This is a genomic window from Vibrio sp. 10N.247.310.23, from assembly GCF_041467155.1.
GTDB classification, from domain to species: domain Bacteria; phylum Pseudomonadota; class Gammaproteobacteria; order Enterobacterales; family Vibrionaceae; genus Vibrio; species Vibrio crassostreae_C.
This window is the reverse complement of sequence record NZ_JBFSTZ010000009.1, coordinates 153,272-172,977: the sequence shown is the minus strand read 5'-3', so window position 1 is coordinate 172,977 and position 19,706 is coordinate 153,272. Positions and strand designations below refer to the sequence as shown.

Sequence of the window (19,706 nt, the reverse complement as noted above, 5' to 3'; positions counted from 1 at the left end):
GTCAAAGACGTGTTAACTCAAGACAACTGTCCTTTGACCGAACCTTGCTCGGTCTTTTTTTGCTTAACTCAGCAAGCGACAAACAAGCGCGCCCGGCTCCCTTAATGCATCCACGTTATAGCTGAGTACACGACCAGAAGATGGTGCGTGATAACGACGACATTCATTACCGAACGCATCATATTGGATGGCGAGCAGATAATCTTGTTCGACACTTTGCAAAAGCTCGATCTGAGGCAGCACAAAGCCACCGATATCGGCGCGGATAGACACGACGTTGTTGCCTTCTATCCAGTCCATACTTGGCAGCTGCTTTGCCTCAAACGGTTCTTCACCATCAAGCATCTCGTAGTAAGACAGCATATTAAAAACACCGTCCACGGCTCGTTGAATCATATCAGGCTGAGTAAACTTACCCATCCCCACTTCCACCGTAATGCTAGGAATTCCACTTCGATTCCAAACCGTTTCGAGAATACCTGGGTCGCCCGGATCATTGAGAACACAATCTGGCGTCATCAACCTTGCCATTTCAAGGCATTGTTCAATTCGGTAGTCAGCAAAAACATAAAGTGGGTAGACCGCGCCACGAGTTTGGGTATGTAGGTCAACGGCGAATGTCGCATTGTGTTTGAGTAAGCGATCCCACAAAGACGCAACAAAGCGCTCTGCCGCTAAGCCATTCGCATCACCCGGAAAGAGTCGATTAAGGTTGGCAGGGCAAGAGCCCGGATCCGAAGAGATAAAATCGCGGCTGTGGTTAAGCAAACCCGACAAGTTCACAGTAGGCACTATCGTGACCGTGCCTTTGAGAGTTTTACCGACTAAGTCTCTGATAATTTGCTGAGCAGCCAACACACCGTTGAGCTCATCACCGTGAATACCAGCGGTGATCATCAACTTAGGACCTGCTTGACTGCCTTTGAAAACAGAAACCGGCATGTTCTTGGGTTGCCCTAGCCCATCACTGGTGACTTGAAACCAAAACTGGTGCTCTCCAACGGGTAGGTCTTCAACATTCAAGGAACCAATAACCTGCCTACCTTGTAAAACATCGCCTAAGTACTCTGTTTTCATCCAACGTCTCCATCTTGTTGAGCAAAATCTATTCTCTTCTAAGTTTTTGCATCATAGAGGATATCTTAATCAGTACAAACAGTTAATAAGATGAACAAGCTCTGACTTTCCCATAATACTCACGCATATCATCATCACTTCCCCTAAATAAAAGCTTGTGAAAGTCTGCACTTAAGAACCGATAAGTTATATAACCATTCACAAACCACTCAGTCTATTGAAATGAAAGTGCAATAAAATCAACACTTAAAAAGTTCCCTATTCACGAAAATGTAATTTTATAGAAATGAAAGCTTAATTTAGCTGCTCTAAATTAGCTTCATATCGAAACGGAGAGCACATTGCTCACGGATTTTAAAATACAAGGTAAGTGATTATGAAAAAGGCAGTTCTAGCTTCTGCAGTGGTAGCAGCACTAGTTTCAGGTTCTTCTCTAGCAGCAACAGTTTACAGCTCTGATGGTACAGAACTTAAAATTGGCGGTCGTGCGGAGGCTCGTTTCAACGTATCTGACAACAACGAAAGCGCATCTGACAGTTCTTTCAAAGACAAGTCACGAGCTCGTGTGAATATTTCAGGTAAATCTGAACTTTCTGATGGTTTATATGGATTCGGTAAGTATGAAGCAGAGTTCACTAGCGCATCAACAACAGAGTTCGAAGACGGAAGTGGCAATACTGTAAAAATTGAAAATGAATCTCTTACCAATCGCTACTACTACGCAGGTTTAGGAACCAAATTCGGTGAGTTCTCATACGGTAAGCAAGATTCTTCACAGGTAATGCTGACTGACATTACAGATACAATGGCAACATTTGGTGCAGATGCTGCTGATGCCGTTGATGGCAACAAAGATAAGCGTGAGAATAACTTCCTTTACTCTGGCGAGTTTGACGCGTTGACGGTACAAGCTAACTACATCGCTGCAAATGAAAAAGATGCAGATAGTTTTGGCCTTGCTGCTATGTATAACCTAGGCGCTTTTGACCTTGGTGCGGGTTATGTTTCTCAAAAGAATGGTAACTTCGATGACGATCAAATCAACCTTGTAGCTCAATTTTCTATGGATGCGTTTACGGTTGGTGGTCTATACACAATGGCTTCAGTTGCAGATAAAGATTACACAGGCTACGAGCTTTCAGCTATCTTCAAAGCAACTAAACAGCTATCACTAATTGGCGTATACAACTACGGCGAGTTCGATAAAGCGGCTGACGAAGAAGCAAATAACTTTGCTATTGAAGCGGTGTACAAGTTTAACGGCCACATTCGCACATATGCTGGTTACAAGTTTGAACAGCGAGACAATAAAGATGACCAACTACAAGCGGGCATCCGTTACGACTTCTAATCTAAATCGACTTTAGATACAGACTAAAAGGTTGGGCAATAGCTCAACCTTTTTTCATATTCAAATATTCTGACTGACTTCATCAATGCTTTTTCTGGTTAAGTGGTGCTAAATCCGTATCATAGGTGTACCACATCAAATAATTAGAAGCATCATGTCACAACACCATCCGATCCAAGGCGCTAGCTGGATGCTAACCGCAGGCCTAGCCTTTGCCGTTATTAACAGCCTAACTCAAATTGCTAGCATTCATTTCGGACTTACTTCTACCACCGTTGCCGTCATTCAATACGCCATCGCGTTGTTCGCTATTCTTCCTTATCTGAAAACGCTGGGCATTCGTCGCGCACTAAAAACCGACAACCTCAAATTGCACGTATTCCGTGTCTTCTTGTCTGTTATTGGTATTCAACTTTGGATATGGGCACTGGCTTACCCAGTACCAATTTGGCAAGGCATTGCCCTTCTCATGACATCGCCATTGTTTGCAACCATTGGTTCAGGGCTTTTCTTAAAAGAGAAAGTTGGGGCTGCTCGCTGGGGCGCGACCTTAGCAGGCTTCGTGGGTGCGATGGTGATTCTAGAGCCGTGGGCTGAAGATTTTAACTGGGCAACGTTATTACCAGTCGGTGCCGCTTTCTTCTGGGCATGCTACTCACTGATGGTGAAAAAACTCTCTTCGCAAGACAGTCCTTCAACCATGGTGGTCTATCTTCTACTATTAATCACACCATTTAACATCCTGCTTGCTGCGCCAGATTGGCAAACGCCAAGCAGCGGTACAATCTGGGCTATATTGATTGTTATCGGTGTTATGACGGCACTCGCTCAATGGGCGATAGTAAAAGCCTACTCGGTCGCTGATGCTTCGTTTGTGCAACCTTTTGACCACGCCAAATTACCGCTAAATGTTTTAGCAGGTTGGATTGTATTTAGTTGGGTTCCACCGGGTCGTTTATGGCTAGGGGCTGCTATTATTATTGCGTCAGTTGCATTTATAACGCACTGGGAAACTAAAAAACCTTCAAAAGTGAAGAAAGTTTAAGGTTGGTGAAATAAATAGTTCGACAGTCCGTTCTATATGGATAAGAGAATTCAAACGAGGCCGTAACCATGAAGAAACCAGTCAAGATTACACTATACCGTTGGGCAGGCAGTTGGGGTCCATTTAAAGTTAATATCCCATGTGGAGAATGTACCCTTACCAAAGACATTCTGAAGGATACTTTTGAGAATGAGTTGGCCGATGTCGATGTCGAACTGGAAGTGAAAGATTGGTTGTCTCACTGGTGGGAGCCGCTAAAACTAGGCTCTTGGCATGCTCCAATCCTTGTTGTTGAAGGCAAAGTGGTCAGCCAAGGTGAAGCGCTGAATCGCGGTGTGTTAATCCAATCCGTGATCAAAGAGTGGACCAAACGAGACAGCTTAAAAGGCAACATCGTTTATGGTAAGGCGACCTGCCCATTCTGTGTTAAAGCAAAGAAAATGTTGGATGAAGCGGGTGTTGAATACCAATACCACGATGTCGTAAAAGATAGCGCCGCTTTGTACCGTATGATTCCAGAGGTAAAAGCACACATTGGTGAGAAAACACCGGTCACCGTCCCGCAGATCTGGCTTGATGGTAAGTACATCGGTGGTGCCGATAACTTAGAAGCGTGGATGAAAGAGAATGGCTTAGATAGCATCCCTAATAATGTGGTCGACTTATCCAATCAATCTGCTGGCTGAGTTCATTAAAAGCCATTAGTCAGAAGCTTAATTAGTGTTTTTTGTGTCCATCCACAACAAAACAAAGCGATAACTTTCACCAATCGCTAAAACGAAAAAGGCCTTAAACTTCATCGAGTTTAAGGCCTTTTAAAATTCCGTTTTTGAAAATGCTTATTTAGCCATTTTCTTCATCATTCGCTTAAAGAACGATGGTTTCTTTGGCTTTGAAGTGCCGTACAATGCTTCGTGCATCATGTTTTTTGCTGCCATTTGACCAAGGTATGCGTGGCCTAGTTCGTAATTCATGCTTATCTCCGCACATAATCAACTTTCTTTAGCGCGGATTTTACACTTAAAACGCCCAAAAACAAGATCTAAATCACACTTTAATGCAATATTAAGCATCCATTTGCAATTAGCCTAATTTTGTCTCTGTGCTAATCAGCATTGTTTTTGTATATCAATGAGTTAACCTAAATTCTGGTTTGAGCTTAATGCTCCATTCCTAATAACAACCCAAGACATTGATTTAGACACTGATAAAAAAAGCAGCTCAATAGAGCTGCTTTCTAAAATGCTTTACTGAGAAACCTAGCTGCGCTTTGGCTGTCTGTAAGTTTTACCGGCAATTTGGTATGTGTCTTTTTGCTTCAATTCAAACATCGTTTCAAAGAACCAAGCTGCAAATTTGATTAAGTCATCGCCTTCATTCATAACATGTTCGATGTACTCTTGCTCTTCGCCTTGTTCATTTTCTTGAAGCGTCACGTGGTAAATACGCTTTTCGCCTTCCACTTCAGCAAGTGCAAATTGACCAGTCAGTGATGCAGCAGCCTCAGCGACTTCTGTATCCTCATTGGATTTCAATAGCTCAAGCGCTTGAGGCAGGCCATCTAGTGCGCAGATAGCTTTTACCAGTACTTCAAATTCATTTTGCTGCATTTTGTTTTTACCTATTCAATGGACCGAAGCATTGTAGAAAACCATCAGCACAAATACAACGTATTAACGATGGTGCGTTAAACGATAGTGAATTTGGCATTTAGCTATATTCCACTTCAACAGTATCGCCTTTCTTGTTCATTTTGGTTGAAGACCAAAGCACTCCGCCCATGGCTGCACCAATAATGAGGTAGAACACGCCTAATTGAAGATGAGTCGTGACCCAACTCTCTACAAGATACCCACCCAATAAACCCGCTAAACACATCTGAATTGAACCAGACAATGCCGACACTGCTCCCGCTTGTTTCTTATGAGGTTCTAATAACATGCTGATTGATAATGGGAACGAGATGCCTTGTGCTATCGCCAACCAAGTAAACGCCCAAACTAAGTTAAAGATGGATAACTCATGAGTAAGAAGCCAAGTTCCCGATGCCAAGATAATCAAAATAGCTAGGCTCATCAGTTGGGGCGTACTAAACCTACGATTGAGTAAGTTTAAAGCGACGCTACCTATCAGTAAGCCTGCCGAAGGGACAATCATCAATGAACCATACTCAGCGGCGGTCAGCCCCAATTGCTCTTGCATTAAGAATGGAAACAACGATAGCGATACCAAACTCGCCATGTAGCTCATCCAGTTGTAACTGGCACTGGTCAACACTTGGCGATTCGTCAACAAACGGCCATAGTTCTTGACCACTTGACTGACTTCAAAGCGGCTCTTCCCGTATGGCAAAGTTTCATGAAGAACAAAATAGCCGAGAGTGAATATCGCCAGTAAATACACAAGAACAAACAGGAACACCGCCTGCCAACCGAGGTGGAATGAGATCCAACCACCAAACACGGGCGCAATAATCGGCATGATCGAAGCGGTGACCGAAATATAAGACAGTGCTTTGGTCAGTTGAAGGCCATCATAGCTGTCGCGCAGCACACTTCGCCCAAGAACCGAGGCACTACCCGCCCCTAAACCTTGTAGCAAGCGACCAACTTCTAGCGCCGTCATATTGTCAGAAAACACAACACAAACAACAGTACCAATCAAATAAACACCCTGACCTAACAAGAAGATAGGTCTTCTCCCCACGGCATCGGACATCGGCCCATAAAATAGCTGAGACAAGCCAAAACCCACAAGAAACAGCGTAACGAGCAGCTGTACATCTACCTGAGTCACACTTAAGTCTGAAGCAATTAGCGGCAATGATGGTAAATAGATACTCACCCCTACCTGCCCTGTAGCTATGATCATCATGGCTAAGAGTAGCGGTGTTTTTTTAAAGGTCGATTGGCTCAAAAAATTCCCTATTCGTTTGTTATTTGTTCATCAGATGAGTTTACATTCAAAACCAATAATTGATAATTAGCTAAATTGGAATTTAATTAAGTCCCAACAGGAAATAATATGGATTGGATTCTTAACGTAAAAAGTTATGTAAAAGTGGTGGAAGAAGGCAGCTTCAATGGCGCAGCGCGTAAACTCAATACCACCAGCTCAGCGATCAGCAAAAGAGTGAACTGGTTAGAAGAACGTATCGGCACTCAACTATTAAAGCGCACCACGCGCTCAATCAGCCAAACCGAAGCGGGGGCTCTCTTTTATCTACGAGCCAAGGATCAGCTCGATAATTGGCAATCGATTATTGATGAAACCCGATCGGTTAACCAAACGCCTGCGGGCCTACTAAAGATAGGCGCAACCATTGCTGTTGGTTCTAAGTTTCTCGTGCAATACATGGACGACTTCTTAGAAAAGTATCCAGACATTAAAGTACAGCTTATCACCACCACGCCAGGTCAATTACCTGAGCTTGGCTTGGACCTGGTGATCAGTCGTGAACTGGAACAACTCAACTCGTTAAGCTTCAAGAAAACACCACTGTTCGAACACAAAGCTAGCTTTTATGCCGCACCAAGTTACTTGGCTAAACATGGTTATCCCATCAACGAGCAAGACTTAGAGCAGCACAACTCCTTAATATGGGGAGAGCGTCCTATTCGTGAAGTCACGCTAACTAAAGGACAGCGCATCACTTTGAACGGTAACTTTGCTACCACCAACCCTGAGGCTTTGTTTCATGCCGCCAAGCGAGGAATGGGCGTACTGTTAACCATCAAAGCAATGATCAAAGAGGATCTTAAACAAGGGACACTGGTTCCAGTATTACCAAATATTACCGCCGACGAAGTGATGGTTTACGCGTACTACCCTAAGCTTGACTACTCGCACACGCGAACCAAGCTCTTTTTGGACCATCTGAAAGACAGGCTAGACAAAGAGCGTAGCACGCAAGCTCTGTGAAATAAGTCACATTTTAATTTGAAAAGTTATACAACACGGCCAATAATAAACCTGACGCATATAGATTATACAAGTTCGCACATATACAAGATAATACGTATACCGCTTACACAGTGAATCTGGTTAACTAGGGGTGGTGGCTATGACTCAACATACGCACAACAGCATGATAGACACAGAGCGCATTGGCCGTTTGCTGAAATTGGAAGGTATCGACCTTTTAGAGTCAGCTGTGCTTACTTTACATCAGACCTTTGATACTCAATACACCAGCATCATTGAGAAGAAGTACTTCCCTGACCAAACCGTTCCTTTGGTGATCGCCCATTCTGATCATGTATTGCATGACAAAATCAATGCGCGCCATGGTCACATCTACCAACAAGCCGTCAATCAAAGACACCCAGATTGCTCATTTGCTCAGTACATCGTCCAGTCATTGCCAACATCGGCATTTAGGCAGGAAATCACCTCACAAAACTCCATCGCGATCCCGACTCGAACTCAAAGTGGCGAAGTGATGGGCGTGCTGTTTTCAACGTTCACCTCGCCTCTTAGCCCTGATCAGCAACAAGACGTGGTAAAGCACCATCAATTGTTCGCCGACATCATCATCCACACCTTGCGTGAAATGTGGTTTAACGATCGTTCCGAACAACTTGTAAATCAGCTTAGTTATGAGGTGTCACACGACAGCCTAACCGGGTTACTCAACCGAAGCTGTTTATCAGATACCTTAGAGTCGATTACTCAACAGAGCGTCACTCCGTTTACATTGGCTTTACTCGACATCAATAGCTTCAAAGCCATCAATGATATGCACGGTAATTATATTGGCGATAAAGTACTTCAATTTGTCGCAGAAACCTTGCGGAGAACCTTACCCGAAAGCAACCTGACTTTCCGGACTGCTGGCAACGAGTTCGCCTTCATCACCTACCATTCTGATCCGATAGCCGTGTGCGAACAAATACTGGCCAAAATTAAGCAGGGCTACAGTAGCGTTGATATCAAGATAGATTTCGACGTCAGCATCGGTATTGCCAGTTCGGATGGAGACAACAAAGACGTTGAGCAAATCATCTTCAATACCAGCTTGGCGCTTAAAGAGTGTAAACACAGCCAAGATACTCATATTCAATGTTATGACACTCACTTAAGAGTTCGTTACCAAAGAAAAACCGAGCTAGTCGCAGCGCTACGAAGTGAGCTGGAAAACCCAATTTCACAAAGCTATATCCCCGACAGCAATGGAATGTACGTAGTGGTACAGCCGATTGTGGGTCAAGGTGAAACGCAATGGGAATATTTCGAGGTACTGACTCGCTGGAAAACCGCCAGACATGGAGACATCTCACCCGTAGAGTTTATTCAAGTGGCAGAAGAGTCAGGGCTGATTGTCGAATTAGGTGAACGCATTATTGAATTGGTGTGCCGCGCTAAAACCACACTAGAGCAAGGCTTGGGCTACAAGGTTAAACTTGGAATCAACTGCTCTGCGCACGAGCTTACTGATTCGAAACGTTATATATCCTACCTGACTCGAACCATTGAACAGCACCATTTTAAGGCGAATGAGTTTGTTATCGAGTTAACCGAAACCGTTCTGTTATCGCCAACACAAGAGACAAAATCCGCGCTTAACTTTCTGAGAGGACAAGGCTTCACGATTGCACTCGACGACTTTGGTACAGGCTACTCCAGTTTGAACTACATCCACAGCTACCCTATCGATTGCATTAAAATTGATGCGACCTTTATTCGAGACTTGTTAACTAGTTCGACCTCAGAGAGCGTAGTATGGCTGATTGTTCAACTGGCCCATAGACTCGATGTATCTTTGGTTGCGGAAGGTGTTGAGAAGCGTGAGCAATTAGAAAAGCTGCACGCGATGGGATGTGACAAGATCCAAGGTTACCTCTACTCACCTCCAATGCGACCTGAAGCTATCGTTAGCTATGTCGCGCACTCAGAGCCTTTAGTTTAAACCCTTACCGAACCTTCTATTGAGAACTAAAAAGCCGCAAGAGCATCACTTAACACTGACTGTGCTTTGTGATGCTCTTGCGGCTTTAAAACAGTTTAATGGCTAGCTACTTACTAGCATTATTAACCATTGCTAGATTGCGCGTTTCTAACGCTGCCTTCAATAGCTTGTCGGCTTCATCTCTTGCTGCTACAAACGTCGCTTTTTCCTTTTTAGGCACAGAATCTGCCATCGGGATATTTGCTGTCATTGCATTCACAGGACGACCACGTTCAATCAGTTCGTAGTGCAAGTGTGCACCTGTCACTCGGCCAGTTTTGCCAGACAAACCAATACGCTGTCCACGAGATACCGTTTGTCCTTTACGAACGAGGATCTTACTCAAATGTAGATAACGCGTTTTGTAAGTGCTGCCGTGCTGAATGACCACGTAGTTACCCGCATATGGGTGCTTACGCGTCATAATCACTTTGCCATCACCCGTTGCTTGAACCGGCGTACCAACTGGCGTCGCGAAATCTGTACCGTTGTGCGGTGAAATGCGGCCAGTCACAGGGTGTAAGCGCTTAGGGTTAAACTGAGAACTTTGGCGCCAGCTACTGCTCACTGGGTAACGTTGGAAAGCACGTTGAAGGCTATCGCCATTAGCATCGTAATATTGTCCGTCGGTGTGTAAGTATGCTGACACAACGCGGTTACGATTCATGATCTTAATTGCTTCAATTTCACGTTTTCCGGTTGCAACACCATCAACATATTGCGCTTTTTGAAGCACTTCAAACTGATCGCCAGCACGTAGGTCTCGGCTAAAGTTCAGCTTATCTTTAAGAAGAGTCACAATATGGTCAATCTCAAGACTGCTCAGGCCAACCTTGTTCGCCGACATAGAGAAGCTGCCTTGAATATCACCCACTAAAGGTTTTTGCTTCCACTCGCCCGGAATAGAGATATCTTCAAACTCGTATGTACCATCTTCAAGCAGTCGGTAAACCACTTTATCTGCAACACTAAATTGAAGTTCCATTTTGGAAAGGTCGCCCGTCGCTTCATCACGCCAAAAACGCAATGTGTTACCTGGGCGAAGCGTGTCTAACGCAAGGAAGTTTAAATCGGTTTCCATCACGCTCATCATCGATTTGTAAGAAAATCCAAGCTGAGTGAAGATGCTACTCAAGTTATCGCCAGATTGAATTTGATACTCAAATGTCGGCGGCTCAATAACGGTAACAGAAGATGGTGACAGAATTGACTCAATAACGGTTGAGTCGGGCAAATCAAGATCGATCGTTTTCGTCAGATCCGATTGTGACGATTGCAAAGCAACACCAATCGCAGCAATAAGTGGCAGTCCCAAAATAGCTACTTTTTTTACAGGTGAAAGCTCAGCAAACGGAGAGGGAAATATTTTTGAATACACGGTAAACAGGTCTTTCTACGATATAAAGGCATAGGATATGCTTTTCAAACGCATAAATCATCAATGCATTGTCATAATATGATGTGAATCTTCCCAACTTAGCCTAAGTCATTGAGTTGCCGTAGATGAAGAGCCACTAGATAAGAAATAAAATTAACCGCTAAATTTAAAAATAAAAAAGCAGAAACGGCTAGTTTCTGCTTTCTATTGGTTTACGTTATTCCGTTTCGAATAATTAATAAACGAAGCGAATTAGTCGCTGGTTTTAAGAAAAGATTATGCGTTTACCGTCGACACTAAGCAGTTGTCTTCACCAAACTCATTTGGGATGTAACGGTCAGCATTCGCATCGTTCACCCATTGTTGGTCATCAACTAGGTAGCGGAATTGAAACTCGCCATCTTTAGGTAGACGAGTTTTAAACTTGTAAACCTTCCCTTTGGCCAGTTTTTTCATTGGGGTGGCTTTCCAATCAAGAAAGTCAGCAACGATAGATACAGAGTTCGCTTCCTGAGCTTCTAGCTCGAAGGTCACTTCAACTTCATCTTTCGTCTTAAAAAAACGTTTATTAATCATTCGCAAGCTCCATTTGTAATAATAAGCGGACACAAAGCTAACTGTGTCTAAATTTCATTCATCTAACTAAGATAATATGTAATTTGGCTCACATAAACAACAGATCCTTACATTCACGAAAACGTTATTGCTTACCAATTGATTGCGTATCAAAAGAAAAACTCATTAACACCTTTTCAGAAGGGGGTTCTGCAAATGATTGTTCCGCAGAATGCTGAGTAAAGCCGATAAAACCTTCCCCAGTAAGTTTATTCTGTGATTGCGAACCTGGCTGCTGAGCTACCTCCAATGTCTGAATTTGTATACGATCACCCAGTAAAAGTTGGTCGACTAACACCACACGGCTTCGTTGCTGGTCATGCTTAAACAGGCCTAGATAATAGAAAACACCGCTGCCTTGGTTAGATATCCACATCGGCGCGACAAAGAAACTCGCCTTGCCCAACGTGGCGGCTGAAAGATTATTGGTGTCTACCGTTACCACACCGCGCTCAACACCTGAGTCATAGCGTCCAAACGCGATGGCTCTAGGCTCATCAACTTCATTGATAAAAGCGTAGGCGTTAGTCTCAGGAACTTTAATTGTCCATGGATTGGTCGTCTTCAAATCAAAAACGGTTTCTACGACTGGGTCATAACTGACTTGAGAAGAAGGAAACTTCGCCAAGATCTCTTCATCACTTAAGCTAAAGCGATAAATACCCGCTACTATCACCACAACCAGCATGACAATTGGAATCAGTAGAATCAGAGGGATAGGTAAGATTTTCTTTTTCATGGGCAATTATATTCTTTTGTTTTCATCCAGTTGTGCAGACCATAAAGGGCTTTAGTATAATTATCAATACAGGGTTAACCAGAAGTGGAGCATGGATGGATATCAATCATATTAAAGATAGAAATATCAGAAGTTGCGAATGCCGCTGTGGAGCAGTCAACCTAGTATGCCGAGGTGAACCTCAACGTACATCTGTCTGCCATTGCTATGAGTGTCAGAAACGCACCGGAAGTGTGTTCGGCGTTCAGGCTCGGTTCCCAATAGAACAAGTTACACTCAGCGGTGAAGTGACCTCTTTTTCACGCATCAGCGATACGGGTAATGAAGTCACCTATCAGTTTTGTCCCAAGTGTGGCACCACCATGCTTTTGCAGTCGGTTGCCGCCGCTGATTTTTATATCGTCCCGCTCGGATTATTTAAAGAGCAAGACTTCCCACTGCCGAGCTTTTCGGTTTATGAAGAACGCAAACACGGTTGGGTTAAGTTCGACCACCAAATGAGCCATTACAACTAGTTCGTCATTGAGCGTTATCTTTATCTCGTTATTGACCGTTATCTTTATATAGCAACAGTATTATAACAAACTGCAATACTGTTGCCTAAGATCAAATATCAACGCTTCACAGCGCTAGCGTATCTTTTGTCTAGCGTTATAATCTTGCTCCTCTATTTAACCCAGGGTGAACCACATGATTTCTAAGTTACCTCGCTGGGTTGAATACGGCGCCCTTTTGTTAGCTGGTCTTGCTGGCAGTGTTAATGCTATCGGCTTACTTGGCTTCCAACATCAAGCTATCTCCCATATCTCCGGCACCATGTCTTTGCTAGGCAGTAGCCTGCTTACACCGACCTCGGCTTCTGTTCACCTCCTATTGGTGATCATGAGCTTCATGTTAGGTGCGGCGTTCAGCGGGTTCTTTATTGAAAACCAAGCATTGAAGTTAGGACGCCGTTACGGTGTTGCACTATGTATTGAGGGTGGATTGCTGTTTTTGGCGCTGTGGGCACTGTTGCAAGGCTATACTTCAGGTCAGTATTTCGCTTCAGCCGCGTGTGGTTTGCAGAACGCGATGATCACCACTTACAGCGGGGCAATCATTCGAACAACACACATGAGCGGGATCATTACCGATCTTGGGATCATGATTGGCGCTCGCTTAAAGGGGATGCCTTTTGACTGCCGTAAAGCCAAACTGCTAATTTTCATTGTGGTTGGCTTCCTGTTTGGCGGCTTAATTGGCGCTTGTCTGTTCCAACGCTTCGAAATCTTGGCATTGGCTTTCCCTGCCTCTTTTGCTTTCATTATTGCGTTTAGCTACTGGTTATACTTGACCTATCGAACTGAAACCCCAGTCAATTTATAAATATCTGGCAATATAACCTCAAACTACGTAACATCCGCAACACTTTATTCTAAACTCTTAATACGTTGCAGAATAACCAGTATGAATATTTAGCGATATTTGATGAATAGTATTGCAAGCGATATTAATACTGGGTAATCTTGCACCCAATGAGAAAATACGGACGTTTAGTGAATAAAAATGCCAAGGATGTGGCTTTTTTACGTGTAGAAATTCGAGAACAATAACATGTCTAACAACAAGAATACTGCTCAAACAGAGAAATCTAAAGGCAGTTTCTGGGTTTTCTTAATCCCATCATTGATTGGTTTATTCCTTTTCATGGCGCCAATCAGCTATCAAGGTGATCTAACCATCCCTGTAGCTATCTTAGCCAAATCAATTCAAGCGGTTTTCGGTGAATATCTAGTCCCTATCATCACTGCGATCGTTGCTTTCATGTCTGTAGCTTCAGTTTTAAGCACCATTTTTAAGCCTACATTCATTACATCAAATTCATTTTTAAACGGCCTTTTCAACCCATCTCCACTGTGGTTGCTGGTTCGTTTAATTGGTGGTGCTGCAGCCGTTATGGCTTTCTTCCAAGTTGGCCCTGAGGTTATTTGGGAAGAAAATACTGGTGGTCTGGTTCTAGAAGGCCTGCTTCCGACACTGTTCTCAGTATTCATCTTTGCTGGTTTGCTACTTCCGCTTCTACTTAACTTTGGTCTACTAGAGCTGTTTGGCACGCTACTAAGTAAAATCATGCGTCCAATCTTCAACCTACCAGGCCGCAGTGCTATTGACTGTATGGCTTCTTGGTTGGGTGACGGCAGTGTTGGTATCCTGCTTACAAGCAAACAGTACGAGAAGAAATTCTACACTCAGCGTGAAGCTGCGGTTGTTGGTACGACTTTCTCAGCAGTATCTATCACATTCAGTCTTGTGGTTATTGCTCAGGTAGAACTAGAGCACCTGTTCCTACCTTTCTACGCAGCAATCTGTTTAGCGGGTATTGTGGCAGCGGTGATCATCCCTCGCCTTCCACCACTAAGCATGAAGAAAGATACTTTCATTGATGGCAGCAAGCCGCACAAAGACGCTGACGCGATCCCAGCAGGTCACTCAACGTTCTCTTGGGGTCTTGAGCTAGCGGTAAATAAAGCATCTCAAGTAAAGTCGGCTAAATCTGTATTTGGCGAAGGCGTTCGTAACGCCGTAGATATGGTATTTGGCGTACTGCCTGTTGTTATGGGTTTAGGTACAATGGCACTGGTTATTGCGGAATACACGTCTGTGTTCTCAATCCTAGGTCAGCCTTTCATTCCATTCCTAGAGCTACTTGGTGTTCCTGAAGCGGTTGCAGCATCTGAAACGATTGTTGTTGGTTTTGCGGACATGTTTATCCCAGCAATCCTTGCGGCTTCTATCGACAACGAGATGACTCGCTTTGTTATTGCAGCAATGTCGGTAACTCAGCTGATCTACATGTCTGAGGTGGGCGCTCTACTTCTAGGCAGTAAGATTCCAGTGAACATCTTAGAACTGTTTATTATCTTTATTCTACGTACGTTAATTACGCTTCCAGTTATCGCTGGTGTAGCGCATCTAATATTCTAAATTAGATACTACTTATGTAACTCAATAAAGATTCAGTTTATAAAGCCTCACTTTTGTGGGGCTTTTTATTGCCAATAAATACATTCCCTACCCGCTTAAAATACATTCACCTATACAGCCAATATATAAAGTTGGCATATCATTTAATTTCATATCTGTTTACCTTCCTTCTCGCCTGAGAATAGAAAACAACACACATAAACGCTAAATTAATACATTCTTAATGCTCTTACACTCCGATTAAACCAATTCTTCAACTCATTGAACCAAATAACAAAAGTAGCAAATATGTAAATAAGTGAATTTTGCATTGTGTGGGTTGTTGTATTTTTGTAGTCTATTTTGTGAAATTAAACTCAAGTAAATTTCAATCTAGTCGATATATATAATTACAAAAATACGATTAACTTTAGTCTTCGCAAAGTCTGTGAGAAGGGGAAAACTCAATGAAATTTAGCCATAAGGTGGTTGCTGCATCATCAGCCTTGCTGCTAGTGACAGTATCATTGCTTTCAATACAACAACTTTACACTGTAAGAAGTGCAGTAGAAAACCACGTCAATGCGAGCCTGAAAGAGATGGTCTCGGGCGTGAAAAATACCGTCGTATCGGAGATGAACGCCAAGAAAGCGTTGGCTCAATCGACGACTGAAGTCATCGAGATCAACCCTGAAGATCGCGCTTACGTTAAAGAAATCTTAGAAAAGCCAAAGCTTAAAAACAGCTTCCTAGCGGTTGGTTTTGGTTATGAAGCAAACGGTTTCGTTATTGAAAATGATGATGGTTGGGATGCCGGTCCAGACTACGACCCACGAATTCGTCCTTGGTACATTGATGCTAAATCCAAAAACAGTTTAGTTGTTACCGCTCCTTATGTGGATGCATCAAGTAAGAAAGTCATCATATCAGTAGGTACTCCAGTTAAAGACAACGGCCGCTTTACTGCGGGTATGTTCTACGACCTAGAATTGACGAACCTTGCTACCTTGGTCAACCAAGTGAACTTGTTTGATGCGGGTTACCTGTTCCTAGTAACAGCCGACGGCACCACGATTGCTCACCCAAATGCGAAAAACAACGGTGAAACGCTATCAAGCTACATGCCACAAGCGACTATTCGTGAAGGCTCTCAAGAAATTGAAGTCGACGGCAAAATGTTCCTAGTTAATTTCACCCACATCCCTAGTGAAGATTGGTATATAGGTGCAATCCTCGATGAAGAGATCGCGTTCCAAACCGTTGAAGAATTGAAGAACAGCTCAATGATCTACTCGTTGATTGCAGTTATTCTCAGCATCATTGCACTGACTGTTCTGATTCGTGTGTTAATGCGTCCACTGGATGCGCTTAACCAAGCCATTCAAGATGTGGCGAGCGGTCAAGGTGATTTAACTAAGCGCCTAGATACCAACACAGACCAAGAGTTCTCTGACCTAGCGAAAGGTTTCAACACCTTTACTGAAAACCTGCAAAATCAGATCATTCAATCGAAAGCGATTGGTGTTGAAATTAAGCGTGGTACTGAAATCACGGTTAAAGGTGCAGGCGAATCAGCGAAAGCGATGAATACCCAACTGGAAGAGCTTGAACAGTTAGCGACTGCAATGAACGAGATGGCGGTTACTGCAACTGAAGTTGCAAACAATGCTCAAGGCGCAGCAGCAGCAGCTCGTGAAGCTGACGAAGCAACGCTAGACGGTACATCTGTAGTCAGTGATACCACTCAAGCGATTGATAACCTTTCAGCACGTATCGACCAAGCGGTTGCCGAAGTACAAGTACTGGAATCAGCAACAGCCAACATCGAAACGATTCTCAAAGTAATCAACGATATTGCAGACCAAACTAACCTACTGGCGTTGAATGCGGCGATTGAAGCGGCGCGTGCTGGTGAATCTGGTCGTGGCTTCGCAGTCGTTGCCGATGAAGTTCGAACTCTGGCACAACGTACTCAAGAATCGACCACTGAAATCCGCAACATGATCGAGCAGCTCCAAGCGGGTGCAAGCTCAGTATCGAACGCGATGAACCAAAGTAAAGACACAGCCACTGACGCCGTTGAACGTGCTCAGCAAGCAAACTCTTCACTTGACCGCATCCGTGACGCGATTCAGCGTATCTCTGATATGAATATTCAGATTGCTTCAGCAGCAGAAGAGCAGAGCTTAGTAGCGGAAGAGATCAACAACAACACAGTTAAGATCAAAGACCTTTCAACACAAGTATCCAACGCAGCTCAAGAAGCAAACACGGCAATGCAGGTACAAACTGACAATGTTCGCCAACAAGACGAGCTATTGAACAAGTTTACGGTTTAATCGCCTGTCTGTTTAACTAACGCTCCGCTTAGTAACCAATAAACAGCTTCAAATAAAAAGCCCCGCTTACTGATTGCTAGTAAGCGGGGCTTCTCTTTCTAGTCTATCCAAGTTAACTCGTGACAGGCTTCAATTCATTCGTCGTTAACATCATACATTGGTTCGATTCCACCTTGATGGTTAAATCCTTACCAACACATTCAAACACATCATCCGACAGTAAATCGGTTACCGCACCAGTCCAATTTAATGAGGCTGTTTTGCTTCGCTTCGACTTGTTGATCACCACAATGCCTTTATCGCCACGGACAAACACCAACAAATCATCATTCGCTTCAACCACACGCATCGCTTCGCCATGAACATGGTTATGGAATTGAATCATGCTTTTCATGTAAGGCGCTTGCCAGTCGTTAAGCCAACGAGGCTGACCGCTCTTGTCCAGAATACCGCTGGTGCTCAGTTCACTGTAAACAAGCGGCACACCGCCGTCTCGACCAAGAATGAAAGCATGAGCCAATCGCTCATCCACTTCATCCATCACATGCTCCAAAAACACCTCGTTATTGGGAATATCATGAGTGACCGCAAACGTGATCGCTCGCATATTCGACAGAGCCTGACCAAAACAGTATGGGTTAATCAAAGACTTAAAGCTGCCCTGCTCTTCAAATGCTTTGAAGATGGTGTTGAACAACGGGAAATCGTAAGCGCCTAAGCGAGTGTGTTTAAGATAAGGCTCAAGGAACAGCTCATACTCTTCTTCTGTCGCGCCGCCGTCGGTAATGATCTCACCGAAGATGTGCATTTCTTCGCAGATGTCATCCGTCCACACCTTGCGTAGGTGTGCCAGTGTCATGTGCTTTGCCGCGTCAATGCGAAACCCTTTCACACCAATCTCTTTCAGTGCTTTTAGGTAGGCTCTTTGCTGTGCCACCACATTATCGTTATCAAGCAGCGTTGGCAGGCCAGGGTCGCTCGCGCCACCGGTAATACGCCCGTTTTGCACTTCCCACGTGTCTTTCCAGTTCTTGATACCAAACGCTTCCACGAAGTCGTTCTCATCAAAAAGAGGCTCAGAAAGGTCACCAAACAAACGTATGGATTCATAATAGTCAGCATCTTTTTGATAAGACGCCATGTCTTGCTGATTGGGATACGTTAGATCACCGCGGATACCCGATTCGTTGGCCATGTGGTTAAACACCACATCCACATAAGTACGAAGCCCATGTCGCTTTAACGTGTCGACCATCGCTTTAAAATCTTGTGTGTCACCCAACTGATTATCGATCACACGATAGTCTTGGGGCTGATAGCGTTGCCACCATTGAGTACCAGAATTTCGATCGCAACCTTTAGGGCCGCGCAGCGATTTCATCGCCGGTGATACTAAAACAGATTTATAACCCAACTCTTGGATCTGTGGGGCGTTCTTCATTACGTCAGCGTAGCACCAGTCAAAGGCATGCAATATGACATCTGTCGCTGGTTTGCTTAACATAGCTGAACTCTCCATGTTGTTCTCCTACCAAACTCGTTTACAGCTTTTTAGAAAAGGCAAAGGCTAAAAGGCAAAGCTGCAATAAATTTCCTCAAGAATGGCATTTATTATATGAGTTACTCATTAAAAACCCTCCTCCTCCTACCAATTACTCACGGTGGATGGTTGAGGGCGTAGCACCAATTATCGCATAACGTCTGGGATGAACACTCAACCGTAGTGCTTTAAAACGCGCACAAAAGTCACAAAAAAGGAGCGTATATACGCTCCTTTTATTCAATCTAACACATATTTACAACTAAGTTCTGTAAAGAACCTTCACGACGTGCCAGCCAAATTTTGTTTTCACAAGGTGTGGTACAAGCGTCTCGCCAGAGAAACAAACCTTATCAAACTGAGGCACCATTTGACCTTTTTTGAACTCACCTAGGTCGCCGCCCTTTTTACCAGATGGACAGGTTGAATGTTTCTTCGCTAATGTTTGAAATTTAGCGCCCTTTTTTAGCTGCTTGATGATGTCTTCTGCTTGTTCTTTGTGCTTCACCAAAATATGAAGCGCTGCTGCTGTTCTTGCCATGATAACTCTCAGTTTGTTGCTGTCTGCTTGCCGACTTGCATTCGTCGACAGCGAGTATTTAGCGTGATTTTAACCCAAGAAACACCATTCTTCACTCTATAACCGAAAACAACCGCCTTAAAGCCCCTAAAAACAGTAGAGTTACTTGCCGCGACTGCTATTTCCCTTTAAATTATTCTTTATAAATTAAG

Annotated in this window: 18 protein-coding genes; 9 read left to right on the top strand and 9 right to left on the bottom strand. The window is 43.8% G+C overall.

Translation table 11 applies throughout. The annotated features are described in order from the left end of the window. Nucleotides 1-63 precede the first annotated feature (63 nt). Nucleotides 64-1,077, bottom strand: a complete 1,014-nt coding sequence (locus AB6D93_RS09370) for a succinylglutamate desuccinylase/aspartoacylase family protein (protein WP_102332668.1) — start codon at nucleotides 1,075-1,077, stop codon at nucleotides 64-66. 376 nt (nucleotides 1,078-1,453) lie between these two features. On the opposite strand from AB6D93_RS09370, the gene AB6D93_RS09365 reads away from it, so the two are divergent. The 3 genes from AB6D93_RS09365 to AB6D93_RS09355 all read left to right on the top strand — a co-directional run bounded on the left by AB6D93_RS09365 (nucleotide 1,454) and on the right by AB6D93_RS09355 (nucleotide 4,159). Beyond that, a complete protein-coding gene (locus AB6D93_RS09365; RefSeq protein ID WP_017064330.1) occupies nucleotides 1,454-2,428 on the top strand; it encodes a porin in 975 nt (324 codons plus the stop codon). A 154-nt stretch (nucleotides 2,429-2,582) separates the two neighbouring features. Further along, entirely contained in the window at nucleotides 2,583-3,473 is an 891-nt protein-coding gene (locus AB6D93_RS09360; RefSeq protein ID WP_017064329.1) for a DMT family transporter, read from the top strand. Between the two features lie 68 nt (nucleotides 3,474-3,541). Continuing rightward, nucleotides 3,542-4,159 carry a glutaredoxin domain-containing protein gene (locus AB6D93_RS09355; protein WP_017062739.1) on the top strand — a complete coding sequence of 206 codons (618 nt, stop codon included), beginning with the start codon at nucleotides 3,542-3,544 and terminating at the stop codon, nucleotides 4,157-4,159. 153 nt (nucleotides 4,160-4,312) lie between these two features. Here the strand turns inward: AB6D93_RS09355 and AB6D93_RS09350 are convergent, their stop codons facing one another. From AB6D93_RS09350 to AB6D93_RS09340, 3 genes are all read right to left on the bottom strand, one after another. After that, a complete protein-coding gene (locus AB6D93_RS09350) occupies nucleotides 4,313-4,447 on the bottom strand; it encodes a hypothetical protein (protein ID WP_010431176.1) in 135 nt (44 codons plus the stop codon). A 285-nt stretch (nucleotides 4,448-4,732) separates the two neighbouring features. After that, complete coding sequence (locus tag AB6D93_RS09345) at nucleotides 4,733-5,083, bottom strand: hypothetical protein (protein WP_017057980.1); 351 nt, start codon at nucleotides 5,081-5,083, stop codon at nucleotides 4,733-4,735. Nucleotides 5,084-5,183: 100 nt separating this feature from the next. Further along, nucleotides 5,184-6,389, bottom strand: coding sequence for a multidrug effflux MFS transporter (locus AB6D93_RS09340; protein ID WP_102332669.1), 1,206 nt, complete (start codon nucleotides 6,387-6,389; stop codon nucleotides 5,184-5,186). Nucleotides 6,390-6,497: 108 nt separating this feature from the next. On the opposite strand from AB6D93_RS09340, the gene AB6D93_RS09335 reads away from it, so the two are divergent. Next, nucleotides 6,498-7,394: a LysR family transcriptional regulator gene (locus tag AB6D93_RS09335; RefSeq protein WP_102332670.1), complete on the top strand. Its 897-nt coding sequence runs from the start codon at nucleotides 6,498-6,500 to the stop codon at nucleotides 7,392-7,394. Between the two features lie 142 nt (nucleotides 7,395-7,536). Beyond that, on the top strand, nucleotides 7,537-9,381 hold the full coding sequence (locus AB6D93_RS09330) for a bifunctional diguanylate cyclase/phosphodiesterase (protein ID WP_065583705.1): 1,845 nt from the start codon (nucleotides 7,537-7,539) through the stop codon (nucleotides 9,379-9,381). Nucleotides 9,382-9,487: 106 nt separating this feature from the next. On the opposite strand, the gene AB6D93_RS09325 is transcribed toward AB6D93_RS09330, so the two are convergent. The 3 genes from AB6D93_RS09325 to AB6D93_RS09315 form a co-directional block, all read right to left on the bottom strand. Beyond that, nucleotides 9,488-10,798 carry a peptidoglycan DD-metalloendopeptidase family protein gene (locus AB6D93_RS09325; protein ID WP_102332671.1) on the bottom strand — a complete coding sequence of 437 codons (1,311 nt, stop codon included), beginning with the start codon at nucleotides 10,796-10,798 and terminating at the stop codon, nucleotides 9,488-9,490. Between the two features lie 276 nt (nucleotides 10,799-11,074). Then, nucleotides 11,075-11,374, bottom strand: coding sequence for an isoamylase early set domain-containing protein (locus AB6D93_RS09320; RefSeq protein WP_009845720.1), 300 nt, complete (start codon nucleotides 11,372-11,374; stop codon nucleotides 11,075-11,077). Between the two features lie 124 nt (nucleotides 11,375-11,498). Next, nucleotides 11,499-12,152: a hypothetical protein gene (locus AB6D93_RS09315; RefSeq protein ID WP_017064322.1), complete on the bottom strand. Its 654-nt coding sequence runs from the start codon at nucleotides 12,150-12,152 to the stop codon at nucleotides 11,499-11,501. 32 nt (nucleotides 12,153-12,184) lie between these two features. On the opposite strand from AB6D93_RS09315, the gene AB6D93_RS09310 reads away from it, so the two are divergent. The 4 genes from AB6D93_RS09310 (at nucleotide 12,185) to AB6D93_RS09295 (ending at nucleotide 17,434) form a co-directional block, all read left to right on the top strand. Beyond that, complete coding sequence (locus AB6D93_RS09310; RefSeq protein ID WP_170926836.1) at nucleotides 12,185-12,667, top strand: GFA family protein; 483 nt, start codon at nucleotides 12,185-12,187, stop codon at nucleotides 12,665-12,667. Nucleotides 12,668-12,842: 175 nt separating this feature from the next. Then, nucleotides 12,843-13,517 carry a YoaK family protein gene (locus tag AB6D93_RS09305; RefSeq protein WP_102332672.1) on the top strand — a complete coding sequence of 225 codons (675 nt, stop codon included), beginning with the start codon at nucleotides 12,843-12,845 and terminating at the stop codon, nucleotides 13,515-13,517. A 228-nt stretch (nucleotides 13,518-13,745) separates the two neighbouring features. After that, the gene (locus AB6D93_RS09300) at nucleotides 13,746-15,116 is read left to right on the top strand and encodes a YjiH family protein (protein WP_017067418.1); all 1,371 of its coding nucleotides are present in this window, start codon (nucleotides 13,746-13,748) and stop codon (nucleotides 15,114-15,116) included. Nucleotides 15,117-15,562: 446 nt separating this feature from the next. Continuing rightward, a complete protein-coding gene (locus AB6D93_RS09295; RefSeq protein ID WP_102332673.1) occupies nucleotides 15,563-17,434 on the top strand; it encodes a methyl-accepting chemotaxis protein in 1,872 nt (623 codons plus the stop codon). Nucleotides 17,435-17,546: 112 nt separating this feature from the next. Here the strand turns inward: AB6D93_RS09295 and AB6D93_RS09290 are convergent, their stop codons facing one another. Continuing rightward, nucleotides 17,547-18,953 (bottom strand): alpha-amylase family glycosyl hydrolase, encoded by a 1,407-nt coding sequence (locus tag AB6D93_RS09290; protein ID WP_102332674.1) that lies wholly within the window; start codon nucleotides 18,951-18,953, stop codon nucleotides 17,547-17,549. Between the two features lie 283 nt (nucleotides 18,954-19,236). Next, nucleotides 19,237-19,566, bottom strand: coding sequence for a peptidylprolyl isomerase PpiC (ppiC, locus tag AB6D93_RS09285; protein WP_276605708.1), 330 nt, complete (start codon nucleotides 19,564-19,566; stop codon nucleotides 19,237-19,239). Between the last annotated feature and the right edge of the window lie 140 nt (nucleotides 19,567-19,706).